Origin of the sequence: Mycobacterium sp. 48b (genome assembly GCF_048282725.1) — a bacterium.
Taxonomy (GTDB): domain Bacteria; phylum Actinomycetota; class Actinomycetes; order Mycobacteriales; family Mycobacteriaceae; genus Mycobacterium.
This window is the reverse complement of the sequence record NZ_JBLVUL010000001.1, coordinates 5,866,738-5,889,548: the sequence shown is the minus strand read 5'-3', so window position 1 is coordinate 5,889,548 and position 22,811 is coordinate 5,866,738. Positions and strand designations below refer to the sequence as shown.

Sequence of the window (22,811 nt, the reverse complement as noted above, 5' to 3'; positions counted from 1 at the left end):
CCAACCGCGACTCGCCCGCTCCTGGCGCGCTCACAGGAACCGCTCCATCATGTGCATACCGAGAACTCCTAGTGCTGCGATGAGGACCACGGCAAAGACGCCGACGGCGACCGCGAGCATCTGCCGCTGGTAGCGGGGACCCTGCTGCCAGAAGTCGATGAGGATGACCCGGATGCCGTTCAGTGCGTGGAAGAGCACTGCGGCGACCAAGCCCATCTCCATCAACCCGACGATGGGGGTCTTGTACGTCTCGATGACCTCGTTGTAGGCCTGCGGGCTCACCCGGACCAACGCGGTATCTAGGACGTGTACGAATAGGAAGAAGAAAATCGTGGCACCGGTAATACGGTGCAGCACCCAGGACCACATTCCCGGATCACCGCGATAAAGGGTGCGCCGTCGTGCTTTCCTGGGTTGCGGAGCCGGTACCTCCGTCTGAGTACTCATCGGGCCCTCCAACGCCATCGGTGGGACGTCTGGGACCGCCTGTGAATTAGCCCCAAACCTCGGGGCGACTCTAAACCCATTTGTAGTGGCGAACGAATTACGGTTGAGCAGTTCGACCCGCTAAACAGGCAAAAGTTAGGCTTACCTATCTTAATGCGCGGGTCGGGAATTGGGGTTTCGGAATGCATTCAGAACCTAGGGCCGGGGATGTCGCATGACCATCGATGTTGACTGGAATCTATTGCGTCGCAAGGCAATCGAGGTTTCGACCCGCGCCTACGCGCCATATTCGGGCTTTCCGGTGGGTGCCGCCGCTCTGGTTGACGACGGCCGCATCGTGACCGGATGCAATGTGGAGAATGTCTCATATGGCCTAGGTCTCTGTGCCGAGTGCGCTGTGGCCTGCGCCCTGCATTCCGAGGGTGGCGGACGGCTCGTCGCGCTGTCGTGTGTGGGGCCGGACGGAGGCCTTCTGATGCCCTGTGGGCGCTGTCGGCAGGTGTTGTTCGAACACGGCGGGCCGGAGCTGCTCATCGACCACCCTCGCGGTGCACGGCCGCTGCGGGAACTGCTGCCCGACGCCTTCGGGCCTGATGATCTGAATCGCAGGTAAGGTCAAGTGGTCCAACAACTCCGGGACCCGGTTAGTTACCGGCGGGTAGGTTGACGGCCATGTCACATCTGGACGCGCCGACCGTCATCCGAACCAAACGAGACGGCGGCGTGCTGTCCGACACCGCGATCGACTGGGTGATCGACGGCTACACCCACGGACGGGTCGCCGACGAACAGATGTCGGCGCTGCTGATGGCGATCTTCCTGAAAGGTATGGCACCCGCCGAGATCGCCCGGTGGACGGCGGCCATGGTCGATTCCGGGGAACGGTTCGACTTCTCGGACCTTCGTCGTGACGGCCGCCCACTGGCCCTGGTGGACAAGCACTCCACCGGAGGGGTGGGGGACAAGATCACCATTCCGCTGCTGCCGGTCGTGATGGCCTGTGGCGCCAGTGTTCCGCAGGCGGCCGGGCGTGGGCTCGGGCATACCGGAGGGACGCTCGACAAGCTTGAGTCGATCCCGGGATTTACCGCTGAGTTGTCGAAAGCTCAAATCCGGCAACAACTTCGGGATATCGGCGCGGCGGTTTTCGCCGCGGGGGAGCTGGCGCCTGCCGACCGCAAGATCTATGCGCTGCGCGACGTCACCGGCACCACCGAGTCGCTGCCGTTGATCGCGAGTTCGGTGATGAGCAAGAAACTGGCCGAGGGCGCGCGATCGCTGGTCCTGGACGTCAAGGTCGGCCGCGGCGCGTTCCTCAAGACCGAGGCCGAGTCGCGTGAGCTCGCGGCCACGATGGTCAGCCTGGGCAATGCCAACGGGGTGCCGACCCGAGCATTGCTCACCGAGATGAACTGCCCGCTGGGCCGGACCGTCGGCAACTCCGTGGAGGTCGGCGAATCCCTGGAGGTGCTGGCCGGCGGCGGCCCGTCCGACGTGGTCGCGCTGACGCTGGCGCTGGCGACGGAGATGCTCGACGCGGCGGGCATCGACGGCGCCGATCCGGCCGCCACCCTGCGGGACGGCAGCGCGATGGACTGCTTCCGTGCGCTGGTCGCGGCCCAGGGCGGGGACCTGAGCCGCCCGCTGCCCGTCGGGGCGGCCAGCGAGACCGTGACGGCCCCGCACGGTGGCTTCATGGGTGACCTCGACGCCATGGGTGTGGCGCTGGCGGCCTGGCGGCTGGGTGCGGGCCGGGCGCAGCCCGGGGAGCCGGTGCACTTCGGCGCCGGCGTGCGGATCCACCGCAAGCCTGGGGAGCCGGTGGCCGCGGGGGAGGTGCTGTTCACGCTCTACACGGAGACCGCCGAGCGGCTGCCCGCGGCGCTGGCCGAACTCGACGGCGCCTGGATTGTCGACGACGCCGCGCCCGTGCAGCGGCCGTTGATCATCGATCGCATGTGCTGACCCAAGCCGCGACGATGCCGCCGCGCTCGGTGCGCGACCTGTTTCGTCACCGATTGTTGAGCGGGTCGCAGCCTGATTGATCGTCGCTGAGCGCCCGCTGTCACGCATGATGGGGTCATGAGTACGCCGCTGAGTCTGGAGAAGATCCAACACGCTCCCAAGGCCCTGCTGCACGATCACCTGGACGGCGGACTGCGACCGTCCACCGTGCTCGACCTGGCCGGCCAGCTCGGCTATGACGACCTGCCTGCGACCGAGGTCGACGAGCTGGCGACGTTCTTCCGTACGGCCGCCCACAGCGGGTCGCTGGTTCGCTACCTGGAGCCGTTCGCCCACACCGTAGGGGTCATGCAGACCTCGGACGCGCTGCATCGCGTCGCCTACGAGTGCGTCGAGGACCTGGCCGCGGACAACGTCGTCTACGCGGAGGTCCGCTTCGCTCCCGAACTGCACATCGATCGCGGGCTGTCGCTGGACGATGTGGTCGACGCCGTGCTGGCCGGGTTCGCCGACGGTGAGAAGGCGGCCTCGGCCGAGGGCCGCACCATCACCGTGCGTTGCCTGGTGACCGCGATGCGCCATGCGGCCCGCTCACGGGAGATCGCCGAGCTGGCAATCCGGTTCCGGGACAAGGGTGTTGTCGGCTTCGACATCGCCGGGGCAGAGGCCGGATACCCACCCACCCGTCATCTCGACGCGTTCGAGTACATGCGAGGCAACAACGCGCGCTTCACCATTCACGCCGGAGAGGCGTTCGGCCTGCCGTCCATCCACGAGGCCATCGCGTTCTGCGGGGCAGACCGGCTCGGGCACGGGGTGCGCATCGTCGACGACATCACCGAGCTCGACGACGGGACCCAAAAGCTGGGCCGACTCGCGGCGATCTTGCGCGACAAGCGCATTCCGCTGGAGATGTGCCCGAGCAGCAACGTGCAGACCGGTGCGGCGCCGAGCATCGCCGAGCACCCGTTCGACCGGCTGGCACGGCTGCGGTTCCGCGTGACGGTCAACACCGACAACCGGCTGATGAGCGACACCACCATGAGCCAGGAGATGCTGCGCCTGGTCGAGGCCTTCGGTTACGGCTGGAGCGACCTGGAGCGGTTCACCATCAATGCGATGAAGTCGGCCTTCATTCCGTTCGACAAACGGCTCGCCATCATCGACGAGGTGATCAAGCCCCGGTACGCGGTGCTGGTCGGCTGAGCGGGCCGGCAATCCGGCTGGCGAAATATTCGGTCGAAATGTGTAACGGCCGGGGTGACGGCTGCGACAATTCAGCAAGCTCGACAATGGCCGCGATCGGGCAAGCTCGCGACCCGCTTCACCCCGTTTGAACAAGGAGAACCCATGGCCAGACCCGTCACCACCGTGTTGTCCGGAGCTGCACTGGCTATCGCCGCGGCGTTCCTCCCGATGGTCTCCGTCCCCACCGCCGGTGCCGATGTATGCGCCGGGGCCGACGGGCGCCACTTCGCCGCAGGCGGCTGCACCAACGTCGCAGGCGACGTTGCCACCGGCGCCGCCATCGCCGCGGCGCATGTGCCGTACGTGCCTGGCGAAGTCCCTTGTTACACCGTCGAAGGCGTGCCGTATTACACGCCGCCCGGCGACCCCTGCTGACAATTTCCCTTCTGACTGGCGCGGCAGAGATCTGCCGCGCCAGTGACGTTCGCGACCTAGGAGTGATGGATGAAGTTTCTGGCGTACGGACTGACGGCGGTTCTGCTCGCCGCGGTCGTCAGTTGTGGCGGAGCCGGCAAGCCGCCGAATGCGGCGCCGACACCTGAGACGGTGCGCGAGATCGCCAAGGAGGCCTACACATACGGCTTCCCGATGGTCGACTCGTACCGCATCCAGCACGCCTACTTCGTCGACAAGGCCAATCCCCAGTACAAGGGCGACTGGAACCAGACGCACAGCATCGCGCGGGTGTTCACGCCTGAGGACACCACGATCCAGACGCCGAATTCCGATACGCCTTACACGATGCTGGGTGCTGACCTGCGGGCCGAACCGTTGGTGCTCACCGTGCCGCCGATCGAGGCCGGCCGTTACTACTCCTTGCAGTTCATCGACAGCTACACCTACAACTTCGCCTACGTGGGCAGCCGCACCACCGGCAACGGAGGCGGCAGGTATCTGCTGGCCGGACCGAGTTGGAAGGGCGACAACCCCGCCGGCATCACCGAGGTGATCCGATCCGACACCGATTTCGCGTTGGTCATCTACCGCACCCAGCTGTTCGATCCCCAGGACATCGACAACGTCAAGAAGATCCAGGCCGGCTACACCGTCGAGCCGCTCTCGGCGTTCGCCAAGGAGCCCGCGGCGACCGCCCCTGCGGTGGATTTCATCGCGCCGCTGACTCCCGATGAGCAGAAGACCTCGCCCAAGTTCTTCGAGATCCTCAACTTCCTCATGAAGTACGCGCCGGAAGCGCCCTCGGAGAAAGAGCTTCGGGCTCGCTTCGCCACCATCGGCATCGGCCCCGACGGGGACTTCAATCCCGACACGATGAGCAAGGAAACGCTGCAGGCCGTGAAGGACGGGATGGCCGACGCGTGGACCGAACTCGACACCTTCAAGAAGGACAAGTTGGCCACCGGGCAGGTGACCTCGAGTCAGCTGTTCGGCACCCGGGAAGCCCTGAAGGACAACTATCTGTACCGGATGGCCGGCGCGGTGCTCGGTATCTACGGCAACTCCAGCGCCGAGGCCATCTACCCGGTGCTGGCCGTGGACTCGACCGGGGCACCGTTGACCGGGAACAACAACTACACCGTGCGGTTCGCGCCGGGGCAGTTGCCGCCGGTCAACTCGTTCTGGTCGACCACCATGTACACGATGCCGCAGAGCCTGCTGGTGGCCAACCCGATCAACCGGTATCTGATCAATTCGCCGATGCTGCCGAAACTGGTCAAAGACCCCGACGGCGGCGTCACGATCTACGTGCAGAACCAGTCGCCCGGCCCGGAGAAGGAGGCGAACTGGCTGCCCGCGCCGGACGGACCGTTCCAGATGATCCTGCGGTTGTACTGGCCCAAGGAAGAGGCGCTCGACGGCACCTGGCACGCACCGAAGGTCACCAAGGGCTGACCGGAGCGCGATAGGTCAGCCGCGCAACACCTCGCGGAGCACCTCGGCGAAAGCCCCTGGGGCGCCCATGAATCCACCATGGTCACCCGGGAACATCACCGGACGCGTCCCCAACAGATCAGCGAGCGCCGTCGTCGTCCGCTGGGTCAACAGGTGCTCGGACTCCTCGCCGAGTCCGAGCACCACCCGTCCGTTCTTCAGCGCCTCGACATCGGGCAGGTACCGCGTGGTGGCCCGCAGTTCGTGGTTGAAGAAGTGTGCCGCGTCGCGCAATTCCTGATCGCTCGGCGCGGGCATCTCGGGTGCACCGGCAGGCACGTCGAAGCCGGCGTTGGCCATGAACTTGCCCCAGGCCGCGAACATCCCGTCGCGGGAGAAGGTGGCGATGATGTCCTCGGTTGCGGCGCGCTGCTCGGCCGCGTCGGGCAACAACTCGAGCAGGGGAGGTTCGTGGGCCACGAGGGTGCCCACGCGGCCGGGGTGCCGGGCCAGCAGGGCCAACCCTGTCACCGCGCCGCCCGACGAGCCGAACATATCGGCCGAGGCGGCGCCCAGGTCGTCGAGGATCGCCGCGACGACTGCCCGCGATGCCACGTGGGTCGGCGGTCACCACGGTGTGATCACCGGCCAGCGCGTGCGCCAGCGGGGCGAACTCGGCTGCCGCCATCGGGGCGCCGAGGATCAGCAGCAACGGTCCCTGCCCGCGCACCTCATAGTGCAGGCGGGCGCCGGGAACCGTGACGGTGTGGGTGGAGAGGTTGCTCGAGGTGGTCATGAGTGGTCTGACCGCTTTCGCGGCCAGGACTCATCGCCGGACGGGCTACTCCGCGCGCAGGCGCGACTCCACGAAACGCTCCAACGCATCCCACTGCTCGACGGCCTGGGCGTAGGGGGCCTCGGGCTCGCGGGCGCCCTCGTCGCCGAGCACGTAACTCACGAACTTGCCGAGCGCCTTGGTGCCGGCCAGCGTCTCGTCGACGGTCTTGTCCTCGGAGTAGTCGCTGACGTCGCGGAGCAGTTCGACGGCCAACTCCAACTGGTCGTGGTCCACCGCGTCGGGTCCGTCGGCGATGTCGTCGGAGATGCCACTGAGGACGTAGACGTTCTCCTCGGCGACGTCGACCCGCAGGGAGCCGTCGGTGGCGGCGGTCCTGATGTCGTCGTAGGTGGCCAGGTCCGACAGGTCGTGGTCGTGTTCGTCGGCCAGGTAGCGGGCCAGCGCGCGCTCTGAGCTGAACACGCTGATGCGACCGTTGCGGCCGAGGAAGACCGGATCGTCGTCGAGGTAGCAGCGCAGGGTGTAGACGGTGCCCGAGCCGGTCATGATGCGCACGGGGTCGATACCGACCTTCTGCCAGAAGTCGACGTCGTCACCCAGGACTGCGGAGTCGGCAGCGCTGCGCACGGGCTCGGCGGCCACGTCGTCCTCGTCGCCGTCCTCGGAATCTTCGGAGTCAGCGTCGACGGCGAGGTCGTCCTCGTCCTCCTCGGGCGCCGGTTCCTCCAGCTGGGCCTCGGCCTTCTTGACCGCGTCGGCGTCGATGTCTTCAGGGATGCTGACGATCTCGTCGATGGAGTCGAGCACGCCGTCCCAGCCCCGGGCAATCACGGCTTCGATCTCGGACCAACGCTTGCGCCCGGACCGACCGGTGAAACCTTCCAGCCCGCCGCCCAGAGTGCCGAGCACGGGGTTGCCGTTGAAGAACTTGCTGATGGCGGCCAGCTCACACACCGAGCCGATCGACGACACCACCACCAGGGTGCGGTGCAGGCTCGCGACCGAGTCCTCGGTCGGCTTCTCGGCGACCAGGTCGGGCACCCCGACGATGTCGTACTCGCGATCCTCCGACGGCTGCAGCTTGTGCGCGTTGGCAGCGGTCAGCTTGCCCCATGACGGGTGATCGGCCAGGTCGTTGTCGGTGTTGGTGCGGACGAACGCCACCAGGTCGGCGACCGATTCGAAGGCGTACAGGGCGTCACCTTCGCCCAAGAAGGCCTCCCACTCGTCGCCGGCGTCCCGCCAACGCGGAGCCCACAGTGTGTAAAGGTCGCCCTTGGTCAGCCCGAGCCGGACCGGCACGATGTCAGCAGCCATGCGGCACAGCCTAATGGGGTGCCCTGGACGCCAGTCAGGTTGTCTCCGGTTCGGGGCCCGGATCGGCGTCGCCGGGCCGACATCGAATCTGCGGACACGGCTGACCTGCGGTGAAACAATATCGGCGTGGCCGACGTCGGCGACCGCCAACCGACAGCTGCCGTTCTCTCCTGCGGGGCATGCGGCGCTCAGGTAGCTGCGACCGCCAAGTTCTGCAGTCAGTGCGGCGCGCCGATCGCACGCACCGCACAGTTGGCGGAGTACAAGCAGGTCACGGTGTTGTTCGCCGACGTAGTGCATTCGATGGACATCGCCGCCGCGGTGGGCGCCGAACGGCTGCGCGAGATCATGACCGAGTTGGTGGCGAGGTCAGCGGCGGTGGTGCGTCGCTACGGCGGCACCGTCGGGAGTTTCACCGGCGACGGAATCATGGCGGTGTTCGGCGCGCCGCTGGCATTGGAGCATCACGCCGTCCACGCGTGTCTGGCGGCGTTGGATATTCAGGACGAAGCGAAACGGCTCGGACCCGAGATTCACCGGCGCGACGGTGTGGAGCTGTTGCTTCGGGTGGGCCTCAACTCCGGTGAGGTGATCGCGGGAGAGATTCGGTCTGGTCCACTCGGCTACACCGCCATCGGCGAACAGGTCGGGATGGCCCAGCGGATGGAATCGGTCGCGCCGCCGGGTGGCGTGATGCTGAGCTCGTCCACCGCGCGACTGGTCGAGGGCAACGCAATTCTCGGCGAGCCGGAGCGGGTCCGGATCAAGGGGGTCGTCCATCCGGTGCCGGCCCGCCGACTGATCGGCATGCGTCAGGATCGGATCCTCAGGCGAGCCGAGTCCACACTCGTCGGTCGACGGTCGGAGATGGACACCGTTGATGCATTGTTGGACCGTGCCATTGACGGCGATGGGGCGGTGATCGGCGTCGTGGGGCCACCGGGTATCGGGAAAAGCCGATTGGTGCGGGAACTTTCGGCTACCGCGCTCGCTCGTGGTGTCGAGGTGTTCACGACCTATTGCGAGTCCCACGCCGCCCAGATCCCGTTTCACGTCGTGGCTCAATTCCTGCGCGCGGCTACGGGAACGGCAGGGCGCGACGGGCAGAGTGCTCGTGATCGATTGCGCGACAGTTTCTCTGGTTCAGATCCCGAGGACCTGGTGCTGCTTGCCGACTTACTGGGAATCGCTGATCCCGACGAGCCATTGCCCCGGATAGATCCTGACGCGCGGCGGCGGCGATTGACCGCATTGGTGCACGCCGCGGCGATGGCGAGGGAGAGCTCGGCGCTGTATCTCATCGAGGACGCCCATTGGATCGACGAGGTCAGCGAGTCGATGCTGGCCGAGTTCCTCTCGGTGACGGCGCAGACGCACTCGTTGGTCGTCGTCACCTACCGCCCGGAGTACGCGGGAGCACTGACCCGGGCGCCCGGCACTCAGACCATCGCCCTGGAGCCGCTGAGCGACACGGAGACTGCCGCGCTGGTGTCGCAGCTGCTCGGTTCTGATCCCTCGGTGGCGGCCGTGACTCGGATGATCATCGAAAGGGCTGCCGGCACCCCATTTTTCGCTGAGGAGATGGTGCGGGACCTGGCGGAGCGCGGGGTGCTCCGCGGTGAGGTCGGCGCATACCGGTCGACGGCAGCAGTCGCCGAGGTGACGGTACCCGCGACCTTGCAGGCGATCATCGGTGCGCGCATCGACCGGCTCGACCCGAAGGCCAAACGTACGCTGACCGCGGCGGCGGTGGTCGGCTCACGATTCGGCGGTGATCTGCTGATGACGCTCGGCGTCGAGCCGGAGGTCGACAACCTCATGACGGCCCAGCTCATCGACCAGGTCAGGTTCACACAGCAACCCGAGTATGTCTTCCACCATCCGCTCATTCGCGCCGTGGCCTACGAGTCACAACTCAGATCCGATCGTGCCGAGATGCACCGACGGGTCGCGGCGGCACTCGAACGACGTGAACCAGCGTCTATCGACGAGAACGCCGCCTTGATCGCAGAACATCTCGATGCTGCAGGCGATCTGCACGCCGCACACGGCTGGCACATGCGTGCCGCGACGTGGGCGAGGGGCCGTGACATCACCGCAGCTCGACTCAGCTGGGACCGGGCCCGAATGATCGCCGACGCATTGCCCACCGACGACCAGAACCGCGCGGCGATGCGCATCGCCCCTCGCGCCATGCTGTGCGCCACTGCCTATCGGTTGCGTGCACATGGCGCCGGCGCACGCTTCGCCGAACTGCGCACCTTGTGCACGGGTGCCGGGGACAAGCCGTCTCTGGCGATCGCCATGTCCGGGCTGGTGATGGATCACGCGTATCAGGGTCAGATTCGTCAGGCCTCGCAGTTGGCATCGGAAGCCATGGCTCTCGTCGAGTCGGTCGCTGATGAGACGTTGACGGTGGGACTGTCCTACCCGGCGATCTTCGCCAAGGTCGAAAGTGGTGAGTATTCCGACGTATTGCACTGGTCGCAGAGAGTGGTCGACCTGGCCGGCGGCGATCCGTTCAAAGGCAATTTCATCTTCGGTTCTCCGTTGGCGCTCGCGTTGACGTCGCGGGCGACCGCCCGCTACTGCCTGGGGCTTTCTGGCTGGCGGGACGACCTGCGTGATGGCATCGCCATGGCTCACACTGCCGACCCGTTGACCTATGCCGCGGTTGTCGCGCTGGGTTACTTCCCGGGGATAGCGAATGGCGTCTTGGCTGCCGATGATCGCGCGGTGCGGGAGAGCGAGGATGCGCTACGGATTGCCGAACGATCCGGCAATGACATGGCGTTGGCGTTCGCGCGGTTCGCCCTGGGTATCGTGCTGGTGCATCGCGAGGCGGCTGTGGAGCGCGATCGCGGGCAGGTACTCCTGGCCGAGGTCAGCGAGGTGCTGGAACGTCAGCGACACAACCTCGGGGAACTGCCGTTGGTCAACGTGTACCTGGAGCGTGAACGGTTCCGTCAAGGCGATCATGGCCAGGCCATACCGAAGATGCGCGCTGCGGTCGACCAGTTGGCCCATGAGGGCCAACTGCTCGCGTGGGGCACCCCGACCACAGCTGTTGTCGCCGAAGCACTGATCGATCGTGCGGCCGAGGGCGATCTCGCCGCGGCCGACGCCGTGATCGATCGGTTGGCCGCCGCGCAGGCCGAGGACGCATTGGTGGTGCGCGACATCTGGATGTTGCGGGTACGTGCGCTACTGGCCAGGGCACGTGGCGACGAGGCCACGTACGGTGACTACCGGGAGCGTTATCGCACGATGGCCACGGAGTTGGGCTTCGAGGGACATATCGCGCTCGCTGCCGAGCTGCCGTGACAGCAACTCACACCGTCGGCCGCCAGAATCCCTGAAAGCCCTGCCCGGCGTTCGTAGTTCGGACGGGTGACAGTTTCACCGGGTCTCCCGCCTCGATCATCGTGTTCGCTCCGACGATCATCGCGACGTGCCCGTCCCACACCGCCAGGTCACCCGGCCGCAACGTTCCCGCCGAGACGGCCTTACCGATGTCCTGCTCCTGTGCCAGCCGCGGAATGTCCAGTCCGGCTTCGTGATAGGCCCACTGCGTCAGGCCGCTGCAGTCCAAGCCGACGCCCGGCGTGGTGCCACCCCACCGGTACGGCACCCCCAGCTGGGTCAGCGCGTGCCGGACGGCGCTGGCGGCCACGGCGTTGGGTGCCACCGCGGTGCTGCCGTCGGGCAGCCGCACCGCCACGCCGTCGCCGAACATGCCCGGATCGCGTAGCCCCTCCGCGGGTTCGGCGCCGCCCGGGCCGCTCAGCGGTGCGCCCGCAGACCACCCCGACGAGGCCGGCGCGGCACCGCCGGAGCCGGCCGAGAATCCCGCCGAGCGCGGGTACATCCCGGCCGCCGATGGCAAACCGCCGGCTGGTGCCGTGCCGGTGCCGGTGCCGGTGCCGGTGTCGGTGAGGGACCCGGCCTGACAGTCCAGTTCGGCCCGCAGTTCGTCGACGACGGCCGAGGCCTCGTCGACCGCGCGTCGCGCCTCGGCTTCCAACTCCTGCGCCACGCCCGGTTCATCGAGGTGAGGGGTCAGCGCCGCGGCACGTCCCTCGAAGCGGTCGATGATCGCCTGCAGCCGGGACCTGGCCTGGGCCACAGCCGAACCCGCGTCACGAGCCGCGGTACTGAGTGCCTGCGCCCGCAAGGCCAGGCCCGTGATTTCCGCGGCGGTGTTTGAGGCGAAGCCCGCGGCCGCCGTTGCCGACATGCCCGACCAATCGCCTGCGGCGCGCTCCCACGACCGCCCGAGTGCGCCCGCGATGTCCGACAGGGCGGCCTGCGCCCCGGTAAGTGCGGTCACGGCGGGGTTGTGGGCCTGCCAGCCGCTGCCGACCAGGTCCCGCAGCTCATAGAGTGGCGCAGCCAGCGCGATGGCGGATGCGGGCACGGCTACACCCGCGGCAACAGCTGTGCGGCCCGCTGACCGGCGGCGTCGTAGCCGGCGGCGGTGTTGCCGGCACTGACGGCCCCCGCGCCGGTACTGGCACCCAGCGCCGCGACGGCATCGCTGTGGGCGCCCACGGCGTCGGTGAAGGCCGCCGCGAACCGATGGCCGATCGGACCGAGTGCGGCCCCTGGTGACGGAATCGACCGCAGGGCAGCAGCCACGGCGCTGAGTTCGGCGGCGTACGCGTCGAGGGCGTCGCCAAGGGTGCGGATGGCCGCCATGTCGGCGCGCAGGGTTTCGGCGGGCATGTGGTTAGGACGCCCGCCGAACCCGATCGGTTCCCCTGAATCGCTGCGTCTTGCCCGCGGTGCTTACCGGTTTTCTACCTGAGGGTTGCTCGTGCGCGAGGGTTACCGCCCTGAGGTAGAAATCGACGCATACCGGATGAAATCGGCGCACACCGGCCGTGCCGAGCCAGGGTCACGCGTTCAGATCGCGGTGCCGCCGCCGTCGGCGTGCAGCGTGGATCCCGTGATGAACGCCGCGCGCGGTGACGACAGGAACAGCACCGCGTGGGCGATCTCTTCAGGCGTGGCGGTGCGACCCAACGGCAGTGCGCGGCCGAGTTCCTCGTTGGTGTCGCCCCATTGGGCCTCCACGCCCTCGGTGCGCGTCGGCCCCGGCGCCACACTGTTGACCCGCACACCGCCGGAACCGAATTCGGCGGCCCAGGTGCGCGTCAGCGATTCGACGGCCGCCTTGGACGCGCTGTAGGCCGAGGCGCCGGGAACGCCTTTCGATGCGACCATCGAGGTGACGTTGACGATGCTGCCGCGGCCGCGGTCGAGCATGCCGCCGACCAGTTGGGCCACCAGGAAGTAGGTGCCGCGCACGTTGGTGTCGAAGGTCTGCTCGAACGAGGCGACGTCCTGGTCGACGGTGAGTGCGCCGGGAAAGGCGGCCGCGTTGTTGACCAGGATGTCCAGCTGATCACATTGCCGGGCAAGGGATTGCACGGAATCCAGGTCGGCGAGGTCGGCGCCGACGAATCGGACATCCCCGCCGAGCGCGGCGGCCGCGGCACGCCCCCGCTGTTCATCTCTTCCGGTGATGGTCACCGCGGCGCCTGCCCGGGCCAGCAGGTCGGCACATGCCAGGCCGATGCCTGCGGTGCCACCGGTGACCAGCGCGCGATATCCCCTGAGTTCTGCTCCGGATTCCATTGTTTCCTTCCGTTCTCTTGTCATGCGACACGTCGGGTGTCGTCGTCTTCGCTCAATGCCGCCCTGAGCCGTTCGCGGCTGCGGGCGATGCGCGACATCACCGTTCCCACTGGGATTTCCATCAGTGCGGCGGTTTCGGCGTAGGTGAACCCCTCGATATCGGCGTAATACAAGACCGTTCGGAAGCCCTCCGGCAGGGTCAACACCGCATCGCGGATCCGGTCGTCGCAGAACACGTCGAGCGCCCGGTCCTCGGCCGAGCGCTCCGCGGTGGTGGAGTGGAGTGCGTTGCCGAACATGTCGCTGTCGGTGATCTCGGCGACGGCGAAGGTGTCGGGCCGGCGCTGCTTCATCCGGTGCGTGCTGATCCAGCGGTTGTGCAGGATGCGGAACAACCAGGCCCGCAGGTTGGTGCCCGGCTCGAACTGCCGGAAACCGGTGTAGGCGTTCATCAGTGTGTCCTGGACCAGATCCTCGGCGTCGGCATGGCTGTGCGTCAGGCGCCGTGCGGTGCGCAACAGGACGGTGTGGAACGGCATGGCATCCCGGACGAACCGGGCCGCCAGTTGCGCGTCAGACTCGGCGCTGAGCTCCTCGGCACCGATGCTCAAGGTCATCGGGCGGGAGCGACATCGGTCGACGGGGCGGCTGCGACTTTCGTCATGATCAGATCTCCAGAGTCGGGGACAAGAATGAGCGTCACCTCAGACTGGTTCGGAGAACTCCGTAGCGGACCCTTGAAAACCCGTAGTCCGTAGTCCGTGGAACCTGGCCCGGATCCACCTGCACGGCAGCGGCACCGACCGTTAAGGTCAGCGCATGGATGTACGCGTTGTCGACCACCCTCTGGCCGCCGCGCGGCTGACCACCCTGCGGGATGAGCGGACCGACAACGCGGGGTTCCGTGCGGCATTGCGCGACCTGACCCTCATGCTGGTGTACGAGGCCACCAGGGACGCGGCATCCGAGCAGATCCCGGTGCGCACCCCGGTGACCGACACCACCGGTTCGCGATTGGCCAACCCACCCTTGTTGGTCCCGGTGCTACGAGCTGGGCTGGGGATGGTCGACCAGGCGCATGCCCTGATCCCTGAGGCGCAGGTGGGCTTCGTCGGGATGGCGCGCGACGAGACGACCCATCAGCCGACGCCGTACCTGGCCTCGCTGCCCGAGGACCTGAGCGCACGGTCGGTGTTCGTCCTCGACCCGATGCTGGCGACCGGCGGATCGATGGCCTACACCATCGACCTGCTGCGGGAACGCAATGCCGTGGACATCACCGCGGTGTGTGTGGTGTGCGCGCCGCAGGGGATCGCCGCGATAGAGAAGATCGCCCCCGAAATGCGGCTGATCACCGCGACCATCGACGAAGGACTCAACGAATCCGCCTACATCGTTCCGGGACTGGGCGACGCCGGGGACCGTCAGTTCGGTCCGCGCTGAGGCGCTGTCGCGGTCAGGTAGGGCCGGGACAGCACCAGTGCCGCGGCGGTGGCGAGCACGAGCACATAGACCGGCAGCAGGTGGATGAACGTGGTGTAGCCGATCGCGTAGTGCACGGCAAGCGCCGGCAGTGTGCCCGTCACGAACCCGATCGACAACGTCCACCACACCCAGCGTTCGCCCCTGCGGAATCCCCACATCGCGATCAACGCGATCGCCAGTCCCGAACCGATCAAGGCGCCCCCGAACCCGGCCCGGTCATGGGCGATGAAGCTGACCAGTTGCGGGTCGGCGGTCCGTAGCGCCGCACCGTGCGTGTGCATGTATCCGAGGTCGGTGGAGACGAATACGTCGGTCAGCCCGACGAACGAGATGGTCGCCCCGGCCCCGGCGAGCCCGGCGCCCAAACCGATGAACAGCAGCTGGCCCCACAGCGCGCGTCGACGCTGTGACTCCGGACCGTCCGGCAGTGACGGCCATCGGGGCGGGTGCGGCTTGTTCCACACGGCGGCGAGCAGCATCGGGAACAGAGTCACCACCACCAGGGTGTGCAGGGGGTCGACGAATCCTGTTCCGACGAAATAGAACAACGTGAGAAATGCGACCAGCCCCGACAGGAGCAGCGTATTGCGGGCCCACACCTGGCCGCGCCTGATACCACCCCAGCACAGTCCGGTGTACAGCGCGCCGAGGCCGATCATGTTGCCGGCCATGCTGATCCGGTCATGCTGTATGAAATGCACCAGGTTGTCGTTGATTCGGTGCAGGTCATCGATGCCGAGGCCCAGATAGGACCGGTCATAGCTCAACAGCACCGGTCCGAGTGTGATGGCGCCCGCGCCCAACCCGGCCACGATCAAGCCGAGACCGGCCAGCGCACCCCACAACCAGCCCGGCCAGCGAAACGGGTTGAGCCCGGCATCGGCCAGGCCGGGCGGCTGCGTCGGTGGCGTCGAGGCTGCCTCGATCACCCGGTTGAACCAGCCCGGCCCGGCCGCCACCAGCACAGCGGGCCGGGCCAGCACGGTGGCCGAACTGTTGCGCAGGGCAGTGACGGCCGCAGCGACGTCGGGGTCGGTCAGATAGACCGTGTCGCTCGCAGAGCCGATGGCCACCTCGTCGACGTCGTTGACGAGCAGCTCGGCGACCTCGGCGGAGTCCGCCCGGGCGACGACACGGCAGCGTCTACCGGCCGCGGCCTGCCGCACCGTGTCGACGTCTGCGGCCGTGACCGGAGCGATCTCGACGATGCCGGCGCCCTGGACCGGCAGCACCAGGACGGCGTCGCGAGCCACCGACGGCGGGACCACCGCGCCGAACCGGCCTGCCCACTCCGGCGGCAGGGGCGGGTGATCGAAAACCCGTGGAATCCAGCGGTACCCACCCGCCTCGACCAGGGTCGCCAGGAACCGCAGCGCCCAGCGCTGGGTACGCCGTTCCCCGATGACCGCGGACGCGATGGGGCGAAGCGGTTGATAAGTCCAGTCCGGCATGAAGGTTCGTCGCTACCAGCGCGCCGCGGCGTCGGCGAGGTCCTGACTGAGCTTCTGGGCATGAGCCCTGGCGGTGTTGAGGTCATCGGTCGGTGCGCAACGGACTTCGGTGTAGGACTTGAGTTTCGGTTCGGTTCCCGACGGACGCACCACCACCCGGGCCGACGTACCCGCATCGCTGCCGGAGAGGATCAGGGCGTCGGTGCGCTGCTGTCCACGTCGCTCCAGTAGGTCTTCGACGGTGACGGTGATGCCGGCCAGTTCGGTCGGCGGAGCGGAGCGCAACCGTGCCATCGCCGCCTCGGCGTTGTCGACATGACGGCTGACCGCGCCGGTGACATGCACGCCGTGCACCTTGGCCAGGGCGTCGAGCGCATCGAGCATCGTGCGGCCCTGGTCGCGCAGCGCGGCCACCAGATCGCAGGCCAGGATCGCCGCTGTGATGCCGTCCTTGTCGCGTACCGAGGCGGGGTCGACACAATGTCCGATCGCCTCTTCGTAGGCGTAGACGAGGGTGGTGCCGGGTGTCTGGGCCCGCGCCAACCATTTGAATCCGGTGAGGGTTTCGGCATGCCGGACACCGTGCGCCGCCGCGATGGAGGCCAGCATCCGGGATGACACCACCGTGCTGGCCACCAGGGCGGCTTCGCTGACCGGACCCGGCTCAAGTTGGGACAAGATGTAATCGCCCAACAGCCAACCTGTTTCGTCGCCGGTGAGCATGCGCCACCCGTCCGGCCCCGGAACTCCGACGGCGCAGCGGTCGGCATCGGGATCCAGTGCGATCGCGATCTCGGCGTCGACGTCGTCGGCCAGGGCCAGCAGCGCGTCGACCGCGCCGGGCTCTTCGGGGTTGGGGAAGCTGACGGTGGGGAAGTCCGGGTCGGGGTTGAACTGCTCCTCGACCACGTGCACATCGTCGAATCCGGCCAGGGCCAGTGCATCAAGGGCGTACTCGCCGCCGACGCCATGCAACGGGGTAAGTGCCACCCGCACGGAACCGGTGCTGCGACGGACCCGGGCGGCGCGTTCCAGATAGCCGTAGATCTGCCTGCGGCCCGCGGTTTCCACTGCGGCCCTGCGAATCTCGTCGGCGTGCGGAGCCCGGGCCACCGCGGCCTCGATCTCGCGGTCGACGGGGGAGATGATCTGCACACCGCCGTCGAGAAACACCTTGTAGCCGTTGTCGGTCGGGGGATTGTGCGATGCGGTGATCTGGATACCGGCCGCCGCGGGCAGGTGCCGGACGGTGTATGCGACCACCGGCGTCGGGACGGCCGCCATCATGAGCAGTACGTCGAATCCCTCGGCGGCAAGCACTTCGGCCGCCGCCAGGGCGAATTCGTCGGACTGGTGCCGAGCGTCGCGGCCGACCACCACGTGCGACCCGCCCAGGCCCTTTTCCTTGAGCACCTGGGCCAGCGCCCACGTGGTGCGCATGACGACGGCCAGGTTCATCGCATCGGGGCCGCCCCGTAGCGGGCCGCGCAACCCGGCGGTGCCGAAGGTCAGCGGATGGCTGAATCGGCGGTCGAGTTCATCGGGACTACAGGCGGACAGTTCGGCGGCAGTCCGCGGGTCGGGGTCATGTGCGATCCAATCGGCGGCGGCGGTCGCGATGGAAGTCATGACCCAAGTGTGCCCGCAGCGGCGTCCGTGTACGCAAGCTTGCGCAGGACCGGTGCCACCAGCATCAGCAGATCGAACTCCAGATCCGTCAGGTTCTCCCGCATGGTGGCGTGCAGCCAGGCGTCCCGTTCGGCGCGGTCGGCCTGCAGCAACGCCGTACCTTCTGCGGTGATCTCGATGAGCTGACGGCGACGGTCGCTGTCGTCGGGACGCCGGGCGATCAGGCCACGACGCACGAGTTCGTTGATGCTGTCGGTCAGCGACTGGGCCCGCACGTGCAACCGGGCGCCCATCTCGGCCGGAGTGGTGGTTCCGCTGCGACTGGCCTCGCCGAGTAGTTCCAGCTGGCTCAAGGTCAGGCCGTGATCCGGGCGGTGCCGTCGCATCTGGCGGGTCACCGCCATCATCGACTCACGCAGTTCGGTCGCGGATGTGGCAGCCATAGACAAGTTATACCTTGGTATTAGTGGTGATGAATGCATGAATTGCCGAACTGGACGAGTAAAGAGCAAAGGTATCCCTTATTATTTCGGTAGGAGGTGCGACGAGGGGATGGCCCGGATACTGCGGTGGGTACTGCTGGTCGTCGCGACTGTCGCCGTCACCCTCCTGCTCAACCTCGTCGGGGTTCCCTCAGCCGCACTGTTCGCCGGGCTCGTGGTGGGCATCGCACTCGCCCTGGCCTCGCTCGCCCCGGAACGGATGCCACCCCCGGCCGGGGTTGTCGCCCAGGGAGTGCTGGGTGTCTACATCGGCACGATGGTCCATCAGGACGCCGTCAGCGCGCTCCGCTCGGACTGGCTGATCGTGCTGGTGATCACCGTGGCCACGTTGCTGCTCAGCATCTTCGCCGGTGGATTGCTCGGCCTGCACCGCGATGTCAGCCCGCTGACCGGATCCTTGGCACTGGTCGCCGGTGGCGCATCGGGTCTGGTGGCCATCGCCCGCGAACTCGGCGGTGACGATCGCGTCGTCTCTGTCGTCCAGTACCTGCGGGTGGCACTCGTCACCGCGACCATTCCCCTGGTGGTGACCCTCGTGTTTCATGCCGACCGGTCGCATCCGGCGACCGACCCGGCCGGGTCTCCGGATCAAACCGTTTCGGCACCTTGGTATCTCAGCCTGTCGCTGCTCGCCGTCATCGTCGCGGTCGGCATCGTCGGGGGGCGCTGGGCCAAGCTGCCCGGCGCCGGCCTCCTGGGCCCGCTGGCCCTGACGGTGGCACTGCAGCTCACCGGCCTGTCGTTCGGTCTGGCGGTCCCGGCGCTGCTGGTGCAGGCCGCCTACATGGTGATCGGCTGGCAGGCCGGCGTCGCCTTCACCCGTGACTCACTGCGCGCGATCGGGCGGATCCTCCCGCTGGCGCTCACCCTCATCGTGGTGCTGGGTGCGGCTACCGCGGGCCTCGGCGTGGTGCTGGCCGACGTCACAGGGAGGACCCAGCTTGAGGGCTACCTCGCGACCAGTCCCGGCGGGGTCTACGCGGTGTTGGCCACCGCGGTGGAAACCGGCTCCAACGTCACCTTCATCATTGCGGCCCAGGTGCTTCGGGTCCTGCTGATGTTGTTCGCGGCACCCCTGATGGCCAGGGGTATGGCCCGGATGGGCAGGCGCCGCAGTCTGGGACACGGTCAGCCGACCGGAGAACCGGTCGGCGCTGTCCGGCGATAGATGATCGGCTGGGCCGCGACGTCATTGGCGATGAAATTGGCCAGTACGAACGATCGGAATGTGCGACGGAACAGCAGGCTGGGCAGGAATGCCCGCAGGGTCGGCCAACTGGCGTGGTTGACCACGCGGTAGTCGGTCGGCTCACCTGGCCGCGGGGCGAGCAGCGTCGAGTCCGGCAGTGCGGTGTGGCGCTGAAACCATCCGGCCGTGTATTCCCATGTGGCATAGACCGTTTCCGCCGAATCGCAGTGAAAGTAGTTGAACAGGAACCACCGGTCGCTGGTGTGGTCGACGTCGGCGATCCGCGCCGCGTTGCCTGCCGCCATGAGATACGAATGCCGTGCGCTCTGGTGGATTTCGGAAACCATGCAGCGGTAGACGTCGTCCGCTCGTATGTCGGCGATCGCGCCGACACCGGCGGTGCGGATCAGGACGACCAGATCGTAACGGGCGGGCCGGACGCCCGCGCGCGCCAGCAGTGCCCCGCCCTCACCGGGTGGACGCAGCGCTCCGCGGAACACCACCGCCTCGGCGACGTCGTGGCGGTGAGTCAGCTTGGCCGCGGCCCGTTCGAGGGTGCGGGCCAGTCGGCGGCGGGTGCGTGACGGCAGGGCGAACGGGCCGCCCCAGCGTCCGGCTTCGGCCGCCAGGATCAGAAAACCGTCGTCCGTCGGCTGGATGAGCTGGACCGGCACCGCGAGTCGATCGTTGACGAGTTTCATCAGCGTTGCCTCCTCAGCGTCGGTTCAGGCCGGACAACCGCCAGGCCAGCGCCCGTCGGACGGCGGGCAATCTTCCCGCCATGCGCATGACGCGATTGCGGATGGGACGGCGGCGGGCCGATGCGGTGGCAAGTTCTGTCAGGCGGCTGGTCATCGCGACGACGCCGCCCGCGGTGCGGCGCCGGGCGACGGCGTACTCGTCGAGCAATGCTTCGTCGGCCCCGGCGTCGAGCACCTCCGAGAGGCGCTCGCCCAGCACGACTGCGTCCTCGATCCCGAGGTTCATCCCCTGCCCGCCGGCGGGCGAGTGCACGTGTGCGGCGTCGCCCGCAAGCAGGATGCGGTTGTCCCGGAACGCGTCGGCGATCCGGTGATGCACGCGGAAGCGCGATCCCCAGACCACCTCCTCGACCACCGCCGGCCGCGACACCGGGCCGCGCTCGTCGAGAAGCGACTGCACGAACGCGATGTCGGGGTGCTGCGGCGCCTCGTCCACCGTCGCGACGATGCGGTACATCCCGTCGGGCAAGGGGGCGACCACCACCAGTCCGGCCGGCGAGAAGTACAGGATGACCTCGTCGGCGGGTACTCCGCCGGACAGGCGGACATCGGCCAGCGCGAACGACTCACCGTATGTGCCGCCGCTGAACGCGATACCGGCCTGGTCCCGGACCGTGCTGTGCATTCCGTCGGCGCCGACCAGGTACCTGGCCCGGATCTGCTGCCCGTCGGCGAACGTGGCGACCGCGTGGTCGCTGGACTGCCGGATCGCGGTCACCGATGCGGGGCGGATGACCTTGCCGCCCAGCTCCTCCAGCCGGTTGAGCAGGAACGCCTCGGTGTCGGCCTGCGAGATCATCAACGTGTACGGGTAGGGGGTCGGCAGCTCGCTGAACGGCACGGCGATCAGGAGTTCGTCTCGGTCGCGGATGGTGAAGGTCGGGGTATGAACGCCCCGTGCGACGAGTTCGTCGACCACACCGTAGGGCTCCAGCAGTTCGAGGGTGCGGGGGTGGACCACGGCGGCCCGCGAGGTGTTGGTGCCCTCGGCTTGGCGGTCCACCACCGCCACGTCGTGGCCGTGCTGGACGAGCACGATGGCGGTGGTCAGACCGACCGGCCCGGCTCCCACGATCAGGACGTCTGTAGTGGTCGTTTGCATCTTCGGCTCCTTTGTCAACAACTGTTGGTCAACAACTGTTGACTTGAACTTAGGAGCCTTCCGGTCCGATGTCAACGGTTGTTGGCCTACAATTGTTGGCATGCGTCGACCGGCAGCTGAGACCAAGTCCGTCATCCTCGCCGCGGCCCGGGAGCGATTCGCCGCCGACGGGTACGAGCGGGCCACCATCCGGGCCATCGCAGCCGATGCCGCCATCGACCCGTCGATGGTGATGCGCTACTACGGCAACAAGGAGCGACTGTTCGCCGCCGCGGCCGAATTCGATCTGGAACTACCCGATCTGACCCGGGTGCCCCGTGAACAGGTCGGTGCCGCGCTGGCCGCGCACTTCCTCGAACGCTGGGAGCGCGACGAAGCGCTGTTGATCCTGTTGCGGGCCGGCGTGACCAACGAGGCCGTCGCGGAGCGGATGCGCACGATATTCGCCGCGCAACTGGCCCCGGTCATCGCGGAGACCACGGGCCACGCTCCCGACACCCCGGTGCGGGCCAGCCTTGCGGCGTCGCAGGTGCTGGGCATGGCGTTGTGTCGCTACGTGCTGGAATTCCCGCCACTGGTGGCCATGCCCCGCCAGCAGGTCGTCGACTGGATCGGGCCCACGCTGCAGCGATATCTGGTCGGCTAGATCCGTTCGATCACCGAACGCAGGAGCGCACCCATCCGGGTCGCGGACTGACGCCCGGCCTCGAGCACCTCGGCGTGGCTGAGCGGCTCACCCGTCATTCCCGCAGCCAGGTTGGTCACCATCGAGATGCCCAATACCTGCAGGCCCGCGGCCCGGGCAGCGATGGTCTCGTGCACCGTCGACATACCGACAAGGTCGGCACCGAGGGTGCGCAGCATCCGGATCTCGGCCGGCGTCTCGTAGTGCGGGCCCGGCAGCCCGGCGTAGACGCCCTCGGCCAGCGTCGGCTCGATCTCCCGCGCCAACGCCCGCAGCCTCGGGGAGTAGGCGTCGACCAGGTCGACGAACTGCGCCCCGACCAGCGGGGACCGGGCCGTGAGATTGAGGTGGTCGCTGATCAGCACCGGTTGGCCGACCTGGTATTCGGCTCGCAGTCCGCCCGCGGCGTTGGTGAGCACGACCGTGGACACGCCGGTGGCCGCCGCGGTCCGCACCGGGTGCACCACGTGCTGCAGGTCATGACCCTCGTAGGCATGGATGCGCCCGGCCAGCACCAGGACCCGCTGGTCACCGATGCGCACCGAGTGGACCTGGCCGCCGTGCCCGGCCGCGCTCGGCGGGGTGAAGCCCGGTACGTCGGCCATCGGCACTGTTGCGACCGGGTCACCGAGCTCGGCCACCGCAGGCGCCCAACCCGAGCCGAGCACGACCGCGACATCGTGGCGATCGACGCCGGTGCGTTCTGCGATGGCTGCTGCGCACGCGAGGAGATCGGTCACGATAGGCGAGCTTAACGGCC

The 22,811-nt window shown here is 67.7% G+C and carries 22 protein-coding genes; 9 read left to right on the top strand and 13 right to left on the bottom strand.

All coding sequences use genetic code 11. The features are described 5' to 3' along the window. Positions 1-30 precede the first annotated feature (30 nt). Positions 31-447 (bottom strand): succinate dehydrogenase, cytochrome b556 subunit, encoded by a 417-nt coding sequence (gene sdhC, locus ACNQR1_RS28780; protein ID WP_418048996.1) that lies wholly within the window; start codon positions 445-447, stop codon positions 31-33. Between the two features lie 214 nt (positions 448-661). On the opposite strand from sdhC, the gene ACNQR1_RS28775 reads away from it, so the two are divergent. The 5 genes from ACNQR1_RS28775 to ACNQR1_RS28755 all read left to right on the top strand — a co-directional run bounded on the left by ACNQR1_RS28775 (position 662) and on the right by ACNQR1_RS28755 (position 5,511). Continuing rightward, positions 662-1,060: a cytidine deaminase gene (locus ACNQR1_RS28775; protein WP_418048995.1), complete on the top strand. Its 399-nt coding sequence runs from the start codon at positions 662-664 to the stop codon at positions 1,058-1,060. A 59-nt stretch (positions 1,061-1,119) separates the two neighbouring features. Continuing rightward, positions 1,120-2,412: a thymidine phosphorylase gene (locus ACNQR1_RS28770; RefSeq protein ID WP_418048994.1), complete on the top strand. Its 1,293-nt coding sequence runs from the start codon at positions 1,120-1,122 to the stop codon at positions 2,410-2,412. Positions 2,413-2,529: 117 nt separating this feature from the next. Then, positions 2,530-3,618 (top strand): adenosine deaminase, encoded by a 1,089-nt coding sequence (locus tag ACNQR1_RS28765; RefSeq protein ID WP_418048993.1) that lies wholly within the window; start codon positions 2,530-2,532, stop codon positions 3,616-3,618. A gap of 144 nt (positions 3,619-3,762) precedes the next feature. Further along, complete coding sequence (locus ACNQR1_RS28760; RefSeq protein ID WP_418048992.1) at positions 3,763-4,035, top strand: hypothetical protein; 273 nt, start codon at positions 3,763-3,765, stop codon at positions 4,033-4,035. Between the two features lie 69 nt (positions 4,036-4,104). Further along, entirely contained in the window at positions 4,105-5,511 is a 1,407-nt protein-coding gene (locus ACNQR1_RS28755) for a DUF1254 domain-containing protein (protein WP_418048991.1), read from the top strand. A 15-nt stretch (positions 5,512-5,526) separates the two neighbouring features. On the opposite strand, the gene ACNQR1_RS28750 is transcribed toward ACNQR1_RS28755, so the two are convergent. Beyond that, positions 5,527-6,105 (bottom strand): alpha/beta fold hydrolase, encoded by a 579-nt coding sequence (locus ACNQR1_RS28750; RefSeq protein WP_418048990.1) that lies wholly within the window; start codon positions 6,103-6,105, stop codon positions 5,527-5,529. A 226-nt stretch (positions 6,106-6,331) separates the two neighbouring features. Beyond that, a complete protein-coding gene (locus ACNQR1_RS28745) occupies positions 6,332-7,606 on the bottom strand; it encodes a primosomal protein (protein ID WP_418048989.1) in 1,275 nt (424 codons plus the stop codon). Between the two features lie 126 nt (positions 7,607-7,732). On the opposite strand from ACNQR1_RS28745, the gene ACNQR1_RS28740 reads away from it, so the two are divergent. Continuing rightward, complete coding sequence (locus ACNQR1_RS28740; protein WP_418048988.1) at positions 7,733-10,930, top strand: AAA family ATPase; 3,198 nt, start codon at positions 7,733-7,735, stop codon at positions 10,928-10,930. Between the two features lie 7 nt (positions 10,931-10,937). Here the strand turns inward: ACNQR1_RS28740 and ACNQR1_RS28735 are convergent, their stop codons facing one another. From ACNQR1_RS28735 to ACNQR1_RS28720, 4 genes are all read right to left on the bottom strand, one after another. Beyond that, on the bottom strand, positions 10,938-12,023 hold the full coding sequence (locus ACNQR1_RS28735) for a C40 family peptidase (RefSeq protein WP_418048987.1): 1,086 nt from the start codon (positions 12,021-12,023) through the stop codon (positions 10,938-10,940). A 2-nt stretch (positions 12,024-12,025) separates the two neighbouring features. Then, positions 12,026-12,331: a hypothetical protein gene (locus ACNQR1_RS28730; RefSeq protein ID WP_418048986.1), complete on the bottom strand. Its 306-nt coding sequence runs from the start codon at positions 12,329-12,331 to the stop codon at positions 12,026-12,028. Positions 12,332-12,511: 180 nt separating this feature from the next. Continuing rightward, positions 12,512-13,246 (bottom strand): SDR family NAD(P)-dependent oxidoreductase, encoded by a 735-nt coding sequence (locus ACNQR1_RS28725; RefSeq protein WP_418048985.1) that lies wholly within the window; start codon positions 13,244-13,246, stop codon positions 12,512-12,514. 20 nt (positions 13,247-13,266) lie between these two features. Beyond that, positions 13,267-13,863, bottom strand: a complete 597-nt coding sequence (locus ACNQR1_RS28720) for a sigma-70 family RNA polymerase sigma factor (protein WP_418048984.1) — start codon at positions 13,861-13,863, stop codon at positions 13,267-13,269. A 202-nt stretch (positions 13,864-14,065) separates the two neighbouring features. Between ACNQR1_RS28720 and upp the strand changes: the two genes are divergently transcribed. Next, complete coding sequence (upp, locus tag ACNQR1_RS28715) at positions 14,066-14,689, top strand: uracil phosphoribosyltransferase (RefSeq protein WP_418048983.1); 624 nt, start codon at positions 14,066-14,068, stop codon at positions 14,687-14,689. On the opposite strand, the gene ACNQR1_RS28710 is transcribed toward upp, so the two are convergent. The 3 genes from ACNQR1_RS28710 to ACNQR1_RS28700 are packed head-to-tail and all read right to left on the bottom strand — an operon-like array spanning position 14,671 to position 18,254. Then, positions 14,671-16,182 (bottom strand): hypothetical protein, encoded by a 1,512-nt coding sequence (locus ACNQR1_RS28710; RefSeq protein WP_418048982.1) that lies wholly within the window; start codon positions 16,180-16,182, stop codon positions 14,671-14,673. The two genes, upp and ACNQR1_RS28710, sit on opposite strands and share 19 nt — an antisense overlap. Before the next feature lie 12 nt (positions 16,183-16,194). Next, positions 16,195-17,811 carry a phospho-sugar mutase gene (locus ACNQR1_RS28705; RefSeq protein ID WP_418048981.1) on the bottom strand — a complete coding sequence of 539 codons (1,617 nt, stop codon included), beginning with the start codon at positions 17,809-17,811 and terminating at the stop codon, positions 16,195-16,197. Further along, entirely contained in the window at positions 17,808-18,254 is a 447-nt protein-coding gene (locus ACNQR1_RS28700) for a MarR family winged helix-turn-helix transcriptional regulator (protein WP_418048980.1), read from the bottom strand. Before ACNQR1_RS28700 ends, ACNQR1_RS28705 begins: the two co-directional genes overlap by 4 nt. Before the next feature lie 109 nt (positions 18,255-18,363). Here ACNQR1_RS28700 and ACNQR1_RS28695 point away from each other — a divergent pair, with 109 nt between their 5' ends. Continuing rightward, positions 18,364-19,482, top strand: coding sequence for an AbrB family transcriptional regulator (locus tag ACNQR1_RS28695; RefSeq protein WP_418048979.1), 1,119 nt, complete (start codon positions 18,364-18,366; stop codon positions 19,480-19,482). On the opposite strand, the gene ACNQR1_RS28690 is transcribed toward ACNQR1_RS28695, so the two are convergent. Next, complete coding sequence (locus tag ACNQR1_RS28690; RefSeq protein WP_418048978.1) at positions 19,443-20,204, bottom strand: hypothetical protein; 762 nt, start codon at positions 20,202-20,204, stop codon at positions 19,443-19,445. The genes ACNQR1_RS28695 and ACNQR1_RS28690 overlap by 40 nt on opposite strands. A 13-nt stretch (positions 20,205-20,217) precedes the next feature. After that, positions 20,218-21,366, bottom strand: coding sequence for an FAD-dependent oxidoreductase (locus ACNQR1_RS28685; RefSeq protein WP_418048977.1), 1,149 nt, complete (start codon positions 21,364-21,366; stop codon positions 20,218-20,220). A 100-nt stretch (positions 21,367-21,466) separates the two neighbouring features. Here ACNQR1_RS28685 and ACNQR1_RS28680 point away from each other — a divergent pair, with 100 nt between their 5' ends. Further along, positions 21,467-22,012 carry a TetR family transcriptional regulator gene (locus ACNQR1_RS28680; RefSeq protein WP_418048976.1) on the top strand — a complete coding sequence of 182 codons (546 nt, stop codon included), beginning with the start codon at positions 21,467-21,469 and terminating at the stop codon, positions 22,010-22,012. Here the strand turns inward: ACNQR1_RS28680 and ACNQR1_RS28675 are convergent. Next, a complete protein-coding gene (locus tag ACNQR1_RS28675; RefSeq protein WP_418050542.1) occupies positions 22,009-22,794 on the bottom strand; it encodes a purine-nucleoside phosphorylase in 786 nt (261 codons plus the stop codon). The two genes, ACNQR1_RS28680 and ACNQR1_RS28675, sit on opposite strands and share 4 nt — an antisense overlap. Between the last annotated feature and the right edge of the window lie 17 nt (positions 22,795-22,811).